The organism is Actinomadura fibrosa (assembly GCF_900659615.1).
Taxonomy (GTDB): Bacteria; Actinomycetota; Actinomycetes; order Streptosporangiales; family Streptosporangiaceae; genus Spirillospora; species Spirillospora fibrosa.
The window spans coordinates 1-12,859 of sequence record NZ_CAACUY010000240.1 but is presented as its reverse complement, the minus strand read 5'-3'; the positions used below and the strand labels follow the sequence as shown (position 1 = coordinate 12,859).

The following is a 12,859-nucleotide window of genomic DNA, read 5'->3' as shown; positions in this document are numbered from 1 at the left end:
CGCTGCTGTTCCTGACGCTCGCCGGCCGGCCGGGCGGACGGGTCCGCCGCGGCACCGCGCGGGCCGCCCGCGACGTGCGGGACGGGGCGGCGGCGGCCTTCCGGGACCGGGCGTTCCTGCGGTTCGCGGCCGTCACCTGCCTCGGGCCGCTACTGTCGGACCAGGTCATGGCCGTCGTGCCGCTGCGCGGCGGCGGGGCGGGCGAGGCGACGCTGTTCCTGTGCGCGTCGAGCCTGGTCGCCGCGGCCGTCCAGCCGTGGTGCGCCGCCCGGGACCGGGCCGGGCGGCCGCGGGTCCTGTGGGCCGGGTTCGCCTGCGCGGGCGCCTCCTACGCGGCCCTGATCCCGTCGGCCGCGGACGGCGGGCCGCCGCTCGCCGGGCTGCTCGCCGCGGCGGTCCTCGGCGGCCTCGGCATGGGGCTGCTGCTGCCCGCGGTGTTCCAGCAGCTCGTCCGGTACGCGCCGCGCGGGCGGGACGGCGCCTACTTCGGCGTGCGCGCGTTCCTCGCCGGGATCGTCGCGTTCGCGGGCGGCCTGGGGATCGGCGCGCTCTTCGAGCTGGGCCCCGGCGGCGGGTCGGCCGCGCTGGCGGGGCTCGCGGCCGCGTCCTGGGCGACCGCGGCGGCCTGCGCCCGATGGGTCCGGACGGCTCCGCCCGGCCTCCCGGACGGCCTGGCGGAGCCGCCTCCGGCGGTCACGGCCGGGACCGGATCGTCCCGCTGACGGCACCGGGAGACGGGCGGGCGCGCCCGTCCGGCCTGGGGAGCCGGCCGGGCGCGCCCGTGTCGCGGTCAGGTGCTGCTCGCGAGCTCCAGGTCCTTGACCTTGGGGTCGTTCTCGTCGGCCAGGTAGTCGCCGGGACGGGTGGCGTCCTCGCCGTCGGCGAGCTTCGCCGCCTTGCAGACGACCGTTCCGACCACGGCGACGGCCAGGTTGACGGCGAGGGCGAGCATGCCCGCGTACACCGTCATCTTCGTGTCCAGGCCGAGGTCGCTCAGCCTGAAGGCGGAGCTGCCGAAGTGGGCCTTGCCCTTCGCCGTGTTCGGGGTCTCGTACAGCAGCCACAGGCCCGCGGCGAGGCCCGCGGCCCAGCCGGCGACGAGCGCGCCGCGGTGGAACCAGCGGGTGACGAGGCCGAGCGCGACCGACGGCAGCGTCTGCAGGATGATCACGCCGCCGATGAGCTGGAGGTCGATGGAGAACTCGGGGTCCAGCAGCAGGATGCAGGCGACCGCGCCGACCTTGACGACCAGCGAGACGAGCTTGCTGACCGTGGCCTCCTGCTTCTCGGTGGCGTCGCGCCGGATGTACTCCTTGTAGATGTTGCGGGTGAACAGGTTCGCCGCCGCGATCGACATGATCGCCGCCGGGACGAGCGCGCCGATGCCGACGGCGGCGTAGGCGACCCCGGCGAACCAGTCCGGGAACATCCGGTCGAACAGCAGCGGCACCACGGTGTTGGTGTCGGGCTTGCCGTCGGTGACGACCGGCTTGACGCCCGCGGAGATCGCCATCAGGCCGAGCAGCGCGATCAGGCCCAGCACGAAGCTGTAGGCCGGCAGCGCCGCCATGTTCCGCTTGATCACGTCGCGGTTCTTGCTGGCCAGCACGCCGGTGACGCTGTGCGGGTAGAGGAACAGCGCGAGCGCCGAGCCGAGCGCGAGCATCGCGTAGTTGAGCTGGTTGGTGCCGTCCAGCAGGATCCCGTCGGACGGGTTCGGGGTCTTGGCGAACTGGGCCTGCGCCGAGTCGAAGATGTCGCCCCAGCCGCCGAGCCTCGTCGGGATGTACAGCACCGCGACGATGATCACCAGGTAGATCAGGACGTCCTTGACGAACGCGATCAGCGCCGGCGCCCGCAGCCCCGACTGGTAGGTGTAGGCGGCGAGGATCGCGAACGCGATGACGATCGGCCAGTGGCCGTTCACGCCCATCGTCTTCAGCACGGCCTCGATGCCGACGAGCTGGAGCGCGATGTAGGGCATCGTCGCGACGATGCCGGTGACCGCGACCGCCAGCGCCAGCGTCGGCGATCCGAACCGGGCCCGGACGAAGTCGGCCGGCGTGACGAACCCGTGCACGTGCGACACCGACCAGAGCCGGATCAGCACGAGGAAGACCAGCGGGTACACCACGATCGTGTAGGGGACCGCGTAGAAGCCCGCCGCGCCGGTGCCGAAGACCAGGGCGGGGACCGCGACGAAGGTGTAGGCGGTGTAGAGGTCGCCGCCGATGAGGAACCAGGTGATCCAGCTGCCGAAGCTGCGGCCGCCGAGCCCCCACTCGTCCAGGCTGTGCATGGTGTCCGGCCGGCGCCATCGCGCCGCGACGAAGCCCATCCCGCTGACCAGCAGGAACAGGGCGCCGAACACGATCATTTCGGTCATGTGCTCGCTCGACACCGGCTCAGCCCCGCTTCCGGGTCATGCGGTGGACGAGCAGCGTGCACGCCACCCCCAGCGGGATGAACGCGAACTGGAGCCAGTAGAAGGCGGGGAACCCGGCCAGCCGGGGCTCGTCGTCGTTGAACAGGAACGTCAGCAGCGGGACCACGACCGGGACGACCAGCAGCCAGTTCCAGGGGCTGCGGTCCGAGCGGCCGCGGGCCGGGGGCTCGTTCGCGGCGGGTTCCGCGGCGGCGGGATCTGTCGAGGCCAAGGGGAGTCCTCCTCGTCAACGTGCGGTCGATCGCGTGGCCCGTCCGGCCGGGACGGGACGTGCGGCGGGGAACCGGTGTCCGGCCGGGGAGCGGAGCGGGCCAGGGGTGGAGCCGGGTGAGCCTACCCCTCGTGCGGTCACGGCCCGATCTCGGACGCGGCACGACTTGGCTGGAGCGTTCCAGCCCAGGTGGAGCCGGGTCAGGGCCTTCCGACCCGCGGTCAGGAGGACGTCAGACGGTCCGGTCGGCGGCGGTCCTGGGCTCGTGCCTGACCTCGGAGGAGGGGTCGAGCTCCCGCGTCCAGGCGGCGAACTCCACCAGGATGCCGTCGGGGTCCTTGAAGTAGATCGACCGGACGAACACGCCGTCGTGCATGTCGCGGGCGACGCCGAACTCGCTGTCGTCGTGGTTCAGGAGCACGCCGACGTCGACGCCCTTGGCGACGAGCCGCTCGCGGTACTCCTCGATCCGCTCGGGCGGGACGTCGAAGGCGACGTGGTTCATCGACCCGACGGCCGACAGGAGCTCGCCCCGGTCCGGCAGGTCCTTCGGCGCCGACACGCCGGGGACCGGCTCGGGCGCGTCCGGGAACCAGAAGAACGCGAGCGCGTCGCCGCCGCCGCAGTCGAAGAAGAAGTGCTGGCCCCAGCCCATCGGCAGCTCGATGGTCTTGATCAGCGGCATGCCGAGCACGCCCTGGTAGAAGTCCACCGTCCGCTTCATGTCGCTGCAGACCAGCGCGAGGTGGTTCACCCCGCGCAGCTCGAACTCGGTGTTCCGCCCGGCCATGGACGCGCTCCCCGGTGACGTGGCCCCGCGGCCCGGTTCCGGGCCCCGGCACCGCCATTCTGGCAAGATCCGGCCGGGAAGAGAACCCCGCCGTGCGACAGGCGGACGTATCTGTCTCGCCCGGTCGGACGCGCCCCGCGTGCGCGGGGTTCCCCGGCGTTCCCCAGGCCGACACGCGGCGCACCGGCGGGTCGCTTGGCCGCGGCGCGGGGACCGGGTAGTCTGCCCGGCATGCGAACCCCGAGCTACCAGTGGTGGTGGCGCCGCTAAGGCGGCGCCGGTTCGTGCACGTTCGCAAGATCCAGGCGACCGCCCTCACCCGGCGGTCGTTCTTCGCGTTGTCCGCCGGCGCGGGGCCTTAACACAAGGGGCCACCACGGTGGAAACCGTCTCACAGCAGCCGCTGACCAGCGATTTCGTCACGGCCGGGGGCGTACGGGTGAACCGTACCGCCGCCCCGGTCGATCCCGAGCGCAAGTCCGCCGTGCTCAACGCCCTCGTCGCCGCCGTGGGGGAGCGGCGCGGCGGGGTGCTCAGCTCGGGCATGGAGTATCCGGGCCGCTACAGCCGCTGGCACATGGCCTACGCCGACCCCTGCCTGGAGATCGTCGCCCGGGGCCGGACGGTCGCGGTGCGGGCGCTCAACGAGCGCGGGCGGGTCGTGCTTCCGGCGCTGACCCCGGTGCTGCGCGGGACCGGCGAGGTCCGGGCCGACGAGCCGGGCCTGTTCGAGGTCTTCGTCCCGCCCACGGACGAGTTCTTCGCCGAGGAGGAGCGCAGCCGCCAGCCGACCGTCTTCACCGCGCTGCGCGCCGTCGTGGACGTGTTCCGCTGCGACGACCCCCACCTCGGCCTGTACGGGGCGTTCGGCTACGACCTGTCGCTCCAGTTCGAGCCGCTGCGGACCCGCCTGGAGCGCCCCGCCGACCAGCGCGACCTCGTCCTGCACCTCGCCGACGAGATGGTCGTCGTGGACCGCAAGCGCGAGACCTCGCACCGCATGTCCTACGAGTTCGAGGTGGACGGCCGGAGCACCGCCGGCCTGTCGCGCGCGACCGAGCCCACGCCGGTCGCCGTCCCGGCCGAGCTGCCGCCGCAGCCGGTGCCGGGCGTGTACGCGCGGATGGTGCGGGAGGCGAAGGAGAAGTTCGTCCGGGGCGACCTGTTCGAGGTGACGCCCGGGCACGCCATGTACGGGCGGTGCGACGCGCCCGCCGCCTTCTTCGAGCGGCTCCGGGAGACCAACCCGGCGCCGTTCGAGTTCCTGTTCAACCTCGGCGACGGCGAGTACCTGGTCGGCGCCTCCCCGGAGATGTTCGTCCGCGTCAACGGCGACCGGGTCGAGACCTGCCCGATCGCCGGGACGATCCGCCGCGGCGGCGACGCCCTGGAGGACGCCGCGCAGATCCGCGCGATCCTGTCGTCCGCCAAGGACGAGTCCGAGCTGACCATGTGCACCGACGTCGACCGGAACGACAAGTCGCGGATCTGCGTGCCGGGCAGCGTCAAGGTCCTCGGCCGCCGGCAGATCGAGCTGTACTCGCGGCTGATCCACACCGTCGACCACATCGAGGGGCGGCTGCGGCCGGGCTTCGACGCGTTCGACGCCTTCCTCACCCACATGTGGGCCGTCACCGTCACCGGCGCGCCCAAGACCTGGGCGATGCAGTTCATCGAGGACCACGAGGAGTCGCCCCGCCGCTGGTACGGCGGCGCCGTCGGCTTCGTCGGGTTCGACGGCTCCATGAACACCGGGCTGACCCTGCGCACCGCGCAGGTCCGCGACGGCGTCGCGACCGTGCGGGCGGGCGCGACCCTGCTGTACGACTCCGACCCCGACGAGGAGGAGCGCGAGACCCACCTCAAGGCCAGCGCGCTGCTCGGGGCGCTCGCCGCGGCGAACGCGGCGGCGGGCGCGGCGGCGGGACGGGACGCCGGGGCGGCGGAGCCGGCGGGCGACCGCCCCGGCGACGGGCTGAAGGTCCTGCTCGTGGACCACGAGGACTCGTTCGTCAACACGCTCGCCGACTACTTCCGGCAGCAGGGCGCCGAGGTCGTCACGCTGCGGCACGGGTTCCCGGCGCGGCTGCTGGACGAGCACGACCCCGACCTCGTCGTCCTGTCGCCGGGGCCGGGCCGTCCCGAGGACTTCGCCACCGGTGCCCTGCTGGACGACCTGGACGCCCGGGACCTGCCGGTCTTCGGCGTCTGCCTCGGCCTCCAGGCGATGGTGGAGCACGCGGGCGGCGAGCTCCGGCTGCTGCCCGAGCCGTCCCACGGCAAGCCCGGCCAGGTGAAGGTCGCCGGGGGAGCGCTGTTCGAGGGGCTGCCGGACGAGTTCACCGCCGCCCGCTACCACTCGCTGCACGCCACGCCGGAGGGCGTCCGGGGGTTCGAGGTCACGGCGCTGACCGGCGACGTGGTCATGGCGGTGGAGGACCCGCGGCGCAGGCGCTGGGCCGTCCAGTTCCATCCGGAGTCGATCCTCACGGCGTCGGCCGGGGCCGGGCACCGCATCGTGGCGAACGTCCTGCGCCTCTGCCGCGCCTGACCGCCGTCTGACCGCCGTCCGCGGGCGCGAGGAGGAGCCGGTCCTAGTCCTGAGGCACTAGCCGGGCAGGGCCGAAATGGTCCTTGGGTTCCTGTCGCGGGCGCCGTCACCACGCGAAACTCTGTAACTGGCAACCGTGCCACATTCCCGTGACACGTGTGTGACCGCCGTTATCCCAGCGGAGGGGGGAGGCGTCCCCCCTCCGCGCCCCCCTTTGCGGCCCCCCGTTGGGTAAAAAATGCCTATTTCGGACATCCGCCGAACTGGCTGTGTTTCGAGTGGCTTGTCCGGGGGATCCCGCTGGCCATGGTTACGATTCTGTCGATCATCGCGGCGATCCTCGTCATCGCCGGCATCTACGTGATCCTCGCCCGGCGCGACCTCATCTGGGGCATCGTCCTCATCGTCGTCGGACTCCTCGTCGGCCCGGGCGGCATCAGCATCTTCCACTAGCCGCGGTGCCCGGCGGACCGGCCGTCCGGAGGTGCGGGCGCCTCCGGGCGGCTCCGCCGTGGTTTACCGGGCCGCCTCCGTGGCAGGGATGGGTGGCAGGGTGGATCGTCCACCGCGCCGCGGCGTCCCGCGTCCGGCGTCCGCGACCGGAAGGAGACGGGCCGTGCGCGCCGTCACGTACGACTCCTACGCCGAGGACAACTCGCGCCTCCAGGTCGGCGAGGTCCCGGACCCGAAGCCCGGGCCCGGCCAGGTGCTCATCGAGGTGCGGGCCGCCGGCGTCAACCCCGTGGACTGGAAGGTCATGGCCGGGGGCCTGGACGCGCTGATCGACACGTGGTTCCCCGTCATCCCCGGCTGGGACGTCGCCGGGACGGTCCGGGCCCTCGGCCCCGACGTCCCCGAGTTCTCGCCCGGCGACGAGGTCATGTCCTACGCCCGCAAGGACGTCATCCACGCCGGGACGTTCGCCGAGTACGTCGCCGTCTCCGCCTCGGCGGTCGCCCGCAAGCCCGCCGCGCTCGACTGGAACCAGGCGGGCGGCCTGCCGCTCGCCGGGATGACGGCCCTGCGCTGCCTCGACCGGCTCAACGTCGGCAAGGACGACGTCCTGCTGGTGCACGCGGCGTCCGGCGGCGTCGGCGCCTTCGCGGTGCAGATCGCCCGGGACCGCGGCGCCCGCGTCATCGGCACCGCGTCCGAGGGCAACCACGACCGCCTGCGCGAGCTGGGCGCCGAGCCCGTGGCCTACGGCGACGGGCTGGCGGACCGCGTCCGCGACCTGGCCCCGGACGGCGTCACGGCGGTGGCCGACCTCGTCGGCGGGCAGCTCGACACGACGCTCGCGGTGCTCGCCGGCGGCGGACGGCACGTGTCGGTCGCCGACAGCGACGTGGAGAAGCACGGCGGGCACTGGATCTGGGTCCGCCCGGACGGCGCCGCGCTCGCCGAGCTGGGCGCGCTCGCCGACCGGGGCGTCCTCGACGTCGAGGTCGCGGCGACGTTCCCGCTGGAGGAGGTCGGCGCCGCGTTCGACGCGAGCCGCTCCGGCCACACCCGGGGCAAGCTGGTCATCATCCCCTGACCGCTCTCCGGCGCCGCCGGTTTCTACTCCGGAGAAACACTGACGCGGGTTGTCAGGTTTCGGTGTGAGGGTGGGGGCCATGACGACATCGCTGGAAGGAAAGGTCGCGCTGGTGGCGGGCGGCACGCGCGGCGCCGGGCGCGGCATCGCCGTGGAGCTGGGCGCCGCCGGCGCCACCGTGTACGTGACGGGCCGCAGCACGCGGGAGCGGCGGTCGGAGATGGACCGGCCGGAGACGATCGAGGAGACCGCCGAGCTGGTGACCGCCGCCGGCGGCACGGGCATCGCCGTGCGGGTCGACCACCTGGAGTCCGAGCAGGTGCGGGCGCTCGTCGAGCGGATCGACCGGGAGCAGGGGCGGCTCGACGTCCTGGTGAACGACATCTGGGGCGGCGAGCTCCTCTTCTCCTGGGAGGACAGGATCTGGGAGCACTCGCTCGCCAAGGGCCTGCGCATCCTGCGGCTCGCCGTCGACACGCATCTGATCACCAGCCACCACGCCCTGCCGCTGCTGCTGCGGCGGCCCGGCGGCCTGGTCGTCGAGGTCACCGACGGCACCGCCGAGTACAACGCCGAGAACTACCGCGTCTCGGTGTACTACGACCTGGCCAAGACGTCGGTGCTCCGCCTGGCGTTCGCCCAGGCGAAGGAGCTGGAGCCCTTCGGCGCCACCGCGGTGGCGCTCACCCCCGGCTGGCTCCGCTCGGAGATCATGCTGGAGACCTTCGGCGTCACCGAGGAGACCTGGCGGGACGCGCTGGCGAAGCAGCCGCACTTCGCCATCTCCGAGACGCCGGCGTTCGTCGGGCGGGCCGTCGCGGCGCTCGCCGCCGACCCCGACGTGCGGCGGTGGAACGGGCGGTCGCTGTCCAGCGGCGGCCTCGCGGGCGTCTACGGGTTCACCGACGTGGACGGCAGCCGGCCGGACGCCTGGCGCTACCTCGTCGAGGTCCAGGACGCGGGCCTGCCCGCCGACGTGACCGGCTACCGGTAGCCGGGGCCGGCTTCGCCCATCCCGCGGCCGGGCGGCCGCGCGTGCGCCACACTGGGGACCTGACCATGATCGGCCTGGCCATGATCGGAAGGACTCCGGTGACGCAGCTGCTCGCGGATCGCTACGAGCTCACGGTGCCGCTCGGCCGCGGCGGCATGGGGCAGGTGTGGGAGGCCGTCGACCGGCGCCTCGGCCGCCGGGTCGCGGTCAAGCTCCTCAAGGACAGGGCGGTCGCGACCCGCGCCGGGGCGGACGGCCTCGCCCGCCGGTTCGCCCGCGAGGCGTCCGTCACCGCGGGCCTCCAGCATCCCGGGGTGCCCGCCGTCCACGACGCCGGGACGTACCCGGACGGCCTGTTCCTCGTCATGGAGATGATCGAGGGCGCCACGATCGCCGACGTCATCGCCGAGCAGGGGCCGCTGCCGGTCGCCTGGGCGGCGGCGGTCGCGGCGCAGGTCTGCTCGGTCCTCGCCGTGGCGCACGAGCGCGCGGTCGTGCACCGCGACATCAAGCCGCAGAACCTGATGCTGACGCCGGAGGCGACGGTCAAGGTCCTCGACTTCGGCGTGGCCGCCGTCATGGACGCCGCGGGCGTCCCGCGGATCACCCGCACCGGCGAGGTCGTCGGCACCCCGGCCTACATGGCGCCCGAGCAGCTGCGCAGCGAGCCCGCCACCCCGCGCACCGACCTCTACGCGCTGGGCTGCGTCCTGTACGAGATGCTCGCCGGCGCGCCCGTCTTCACCGCCACCTCGCCGCACGCGCTCACCTTCAAGCACCTGGAGGAGCCGCCCGCGCCGCTGCGGCGCCCCGACCTGCCGCCGGAGCTCGCGCGGCTGGTCGGCCGGCTGCTCGCCAAGGACGCCTCGCTGCGCCCCGGCGGCGCGCGGGAGGTCTACGAACTCCTGCTGGGCCTCGTCGAGCCGTCCCATCCGCTCGGCGACGCCCGTCCCGCGTCGTCCGTGCCGGGCGGCATGCACCTCTACACGCAGGTCGTGACGCGCCTCGCCGGGACGGGCGGCACCGGGCCGGTCGCGTTGCCTCCCGACGTCCAGCGCTGCGTCGTCATGCCCGCGCTCCAGGCCCCCGCGCACGCGCACTGGCGCGCCACGCGGACGGACGAGCGCCCCACGCAGGCGGACAGGCGCCCCCTCTAGACGCCCGCCTCCCTACGACTTCCCGCCGGACGTCCCGTAGAGGTCGGCCAGGCGCGCCACGGCCTCGGCCATCCTGGCGCGGAGCCCGGGCGGGCCGAGGACCTCGACCTCGGGACCGAGCCGCAGCAGCGACGAGTACCCGACGATCTCCGACTCGATCGGCACGACCGTCTCCACCCAGCCGTCCCGGTCCGGCGGCCCGGCCGCCTCGGCCGCCCGCTCCGCCGCGTACGGCTCGACGTAGAAGCGCAGGACCCGCATCCCGGTCGGGCTGATCCGGACCGTGGCCTGCTCCTTCAGCATCGCGCGCAGGAAGGACGCCGCCTGGCCGCTCCAGTAGCCCGCCAGGTCGAAGCCCTCGTCCCGCTCGAAGACCGCGCCGGTGGGCGTGACCGCCCGGACGCGGTCGGCCCGGTAGGTGCGCGGCTCGCCGCCGACCCGCGCGACCAGGTACCAGGTGCCGTTCTTGAGGACGAGCCCGTACGGCTCCACCGTCCGGACGACCTCGCGGTCCTTGCGGTAGCGGAGCTCGACGACCGCGTCCTCCCAGACGGCGCGGGCCAGCTCGCGCAGCAGCGGGGGAGGGTCGCCGCCGCCGAACCAGCCGGGCGCGTCCAGATGGAACCGCTGCCCGGCCCGCGCGGGCGCGTCCCGCAGCGCGCTCGGCAGCGCGGCGAGCACCTTCAGCTCGGCCGCGGCGACCGCGTCGGCGAGGCCCATGTCCCCGGCCGGGCCCGGCAGCCCCGACAGGAACAGCGCCTCGGCCTCCTCCCGCGTCAGCCCCGTGAGCCGCGTCCGGTACCCGCCGACGAGCCGGTAGCCGCCGTTGCGGCCCTGGTCGGCGTACACCGGCACGCCCGCCGCCGACAGCGCCTCCACGTCGCGGTAGACGGTGCGCTCGGAGACCTCCAGCTCGCGCGCCAGCTCGGCGGCCGTCATCGCCTCGCGCGACTGGAGGAGCAGCACGAGCGAGATCAGCCGGGAAGCGCGCACCCGCCCATCCTGCCGCATCCCGGACGCACGAGCGGGTACCCGCCGCCGTTCCTTACGGCTTCCTGTCAGCTTCGGCCGGTATCGCTGTCGGTCCAGGTCCGGAGGCTGTTAGCTTCGCGGCGTGCTGACCGGAAACGCCTCGATCGAGGCCTTCATCGACGCCCTGCCGAAAGTCGAGCTCCACGTCCACCTCGTGGGCTCGGCGTCCGTCCCCACGGTGCTGGAGCTCGCCCGCCGCCATCCCGACGGCGGCGTCCCCGTGAACGAGCACGAGCTGCGCGCCTTCTACACGTTCCGGGACTTCGCCCACTTCGCCGAGGTGTACCTCGCGGTGGCCGACCTCGTCCGCACCCCCGAGGACGTCGCGACGCTCGTCCTCGGGACGGCCCGCGACCTCGCGGCGCAGAACGTCCGCTACGTCGAGCTGACCGTCACGCCGTACTCCCACCAGCGGCTCGGGATGCCGATGCCCGCGATCACCGAGGCGCTCGACCGGGCCGCCCGCGAGGCCCGCGAGCTGCACGGCGTCCGGATGGCCTACATCTTCGACATCCCCGCCGAGTTCGGCACCGAGGCCGCCCGCGGCACGCTCGACCACGCGCTGTCGCATCCGCCGCGGGCGCTCGTCGGGTTCGGCCTCGGCGGCGCCGAGCAGGTCCGCCCCCGCTACCGGGACGCGTTCCGCGACGCCTTCCGCGCCGCCCGCGCCGCGGGCCTGCGCAGCCTCCCGCACGCCGGGGAGATGACCGGCCCCGAGACGATCTGGGAGGCGATCGAGGAGTTCGGCGCCGAGCGCATCGGGCACGGCACGAGCTGCCTGGACGACCCGCGCCTCGTCGCCCACCTCCGCGAGACCCAGATCCCCTTGGAGGTCTGCCCGACGTCCAACGTGTGCACGGGACAGGTCCCCTCGCTGGAGGCGCACCCGCTGCCGCGGATGCTGGAGGAGGGCCTGTTCGTCACCCTCAACAGCGACGACCCGCCCATGTTCGACACGACGCTGACCGGCGAGTACCGCGCCGCCGCGGACGTCTTCGGCCTCGACCGCGCCGCCCTCGCCGGGCTCGCCCGCAACGCCGTCACGGCGTCCTCGCTCGACGCGGCGGCCCGCGCCGAGATCATCGCCGAGATCGACGCGCTGTAGGGCCCGGGACCCCGGGGCGGCCCCTCAGCCCCAGGCCATCCGGCGCCAGGGGCTGGCGGGGTCCTCGGCGAGGATGCGGTGCCCGGCGAGCGACCGCTCGTACCACTCGCCGAACTCGCCCTCGTCGAACCGGAGCATCCTGCCGAGGACGTAGCCCGCCGAGAACGACTCCCACGACGGGTACACCTGGTGGGCCCGGTGACCCGCCAGCAGGACGCACTTCTCGGCCTCCTCCGCGTCGCAGTACCCGGCGTTCAGGCCCCAGCGGGCCATGTTCACCGCGCGGCCGAAGTCGTAGCCGTACACGCTCTCGACCCGGCCGTCCGGCGCCAGCAGGCCGTCCGCCCGGAACCGCGCCTCGTACCGCAGGATCAGGCCCGACATGTCGCACAGCTCGCGGATCGTCCCCTCGGCGATATCGCGCTCGCGGCACCAGCCCGCGATCGCCTCGCGCCAGGCGCGCGGGTCGGTGCCGCGGCCGCGGCGGTCCAGCATCATCTGGATCGCCGGGTCGGAGTTCTCGGCGTCGAGGAGCCGGTCCATCTGCTCCCGCCAGCTCGCGGGATCGGTGATGCCCCAGTCGCGTTCCAGCAGCATCCGGTCGTCGCGCGGGTTCTCGTCGCTGTCGGCGAGCGAGTTCCACGCGACGCCGTTGCCGACGGCGAGGTGCGCCCCGACCGCCAAGGCCGCCGCGACCCGCCCCCACGGGACGCCGTCGGGATCGGTGACGAGGACGTCGTAGTCCCGGTCGGGCCGCCGCTCGGCCTCGGCGAGCAGCGCCGCGACCTGCCGGTGCCCCTGCCCTCCCGGCGGCATCTGCGCCAGCAGCTCGCGCAGCGGCCGCAGCGCGCCGCGCGGCCCCGCGTCCCTGAGGATGAGCCGCGCCGCGTGCAGCCCCGCGACGTCCGCGCGCTTGATGTCGTGCAGGGACGCGAACCCGGACATGGACGCCCACGCGCGCCTTCACCGCCACGGCCGAGCAGTGGGCCTGCGCCACGGCGACCGCGATCTCGGTGTCGGGATCGGCGGCCGCGAG

The 12,859-nt window shown here is 74.0% G+C and carries 11 protein-coding genes and 1 pseudogene; 7 read left to right on the top strand and 5 right to left on the bottom strand.

Annotated features, from left to right (window positions below; all coding sequences use genetic code 11):
• Positions 1-722: pseudogene (locus tag E1300_RS50735) on the top strand (hypothetical protein); the annotation flags it as partial.
• A gap of 68 nt (positions 723-790) precedes the next feature.
• On the opposite strand, the gene mctP reads toward E1300_RS50735, so the two are convergent.
• From mctP to E1300_RS40605, 3 genes are all read right to left on the bottom strand, one after another.
• On the bottom strand, positions 791-2,386 hold the full coding sequence (gene mctP / locus E1300_RS40615; RefSeq protein ID WP_207400239.1) for a monocarboxylate uptake permease MctP: 1,596 nt from the start codon (positions 2,384-2,386) through the stop codon (positions 791-793).
• A gap of 19 nt (positions 2,387-2,405) precedes the next feature.
• Positions 2,406-2,657: a DUF3311 domain-containing protein gene (locus E1300_RS40610; protein WP_131762614.1), complete on the bottom strand. Its 252-nt coding sequence runs from the start codon at positions 2,655-2,657 to the stop codon at positions 2,406-2,408.
• Between the two features lie 232 nt (positions 2,658-2,889).
• Positions 2,890-3,447: a VOC family protein gene (locus tag E1300_RS40605; RefSeq protein WP_131762613.1), complete on the bottom strand. Its 558-nt coding sequence runs from the start codon at positions 3,445-3,447 to the stop codon at positions 2,890-2,892.
• A gap of 379 nt (positions 3,448-3,826) precedes the next feature.
• On the opposite strand from E1300_RS40605, the gene E1300_RS40600 reads away from it, so the two are divergent.
• The 5 genes from E1300_RS40600 (at position 3,827) to E1300_RS40585 (ending at position 9,686) form a co-directional block, all read left to right on the top strand.
• The gene (locus E1300_RS40600) at positions 3,827-5,998 is read left to right on the top strand and encodes an anthranilate synthase component I (protein WP_131762612.1); all 2,172 of its coding nucleotides are present in this window, start codon (positions 3,827-3,829) and stop codon (positions 5,996-5,998) included.
• Between the two features lie 306 nt (positions 5,999-6,304).
• Positions 6,305-6,451 (top strand): GPGG-motif small membrane protein, encoded by a 147-nt coding sequence (locus E1300_RS50730; protein WP_165503215.1) that lies wholly within the window; start codon positions 6,305-6,307, stop codon positions 6,449-6,451.
• Positions 6,452-6,614: 163 nt separating this feature from the next.
• Complete coding sequence (locus tag E1300_RS40595; protein WP_242619703.1) at positions 6,615-7,535, top strand: NADP-dependent oxidoreductase; 921 nt, start codon at positions 6,615-6,617, stop codon at positions 7,533-7,535.
• A gap of 79 nt (positions 7,536-7,614) precedes the next feature.
• Entirely contained in the window at positions 7,615-8,529 is a 915-nt protein-coding gene (locus tag E1300_RS40590; RefSeq protein ID WP_131762610.1) for an SDR family oxidoreductase, read from the top strand.
• 98 nt (positions 8,530-8,627) lie between these two features.
• Positions 8,628-9,686, top strand: a complete 1,059-nt coding sequence (locus E1300_RS40585; RefSeq protein ID WP_165503214.1) for a serine/threonine-protein kinase — start codon at positions 8,628-8,630, stop codon at positions 9,684-9,686.
• A gap of 12 nt (positions 9,687-9,698) precedes the next feature.
• Here the strand turns inward: E1300_RS40585 and E1300_RS40580 are convergent, their stop codons facing one another.
• Positions 9,699-10,679 carry a helix-turn-helix transcriptional regulator gene (locus tag E1300_RS40580; RefSeq protein ID WP_131762608.1) on the bottom strand — a complete coding sequence of 327 codons (981 nt, stop codon included), beginning with the start codon at positions 10,677-10,679 and terminating at the stop codon, positions 9,699-9,701.
• A gap of 121 nt (positions 10,680-10,800) precedes the next feature.
• On the opposite strand from E1300_RS40580, the gene add reads away from it, so the two are divergent.
• Entirely contained in the window at positions 10,801-11,823 is a 1,023-nt protein-coding gene (gene add, locus E1300_RS40575) for an adenosine deaminase (RefSeq protein WP_131762607.1), read from the top strand.
• 24 nt (positions 11,824-11,847) lie between these two features.
• Here add and E1300_RS40570 read toward each other — a convergent pair whose 3' ends face one another.
• A complete protein-coding gene (locus E1300_RS40570) occupies positions 11,848-12,768 on the bottom strand; it encodes a DUF1266 domain-containing protein (RefSeq protein WP_131762606.1) in 921 nt (306 codons plus the stop codon).
• Positions 12,769-12,859 lie beyond the last annotated feature (91 nt).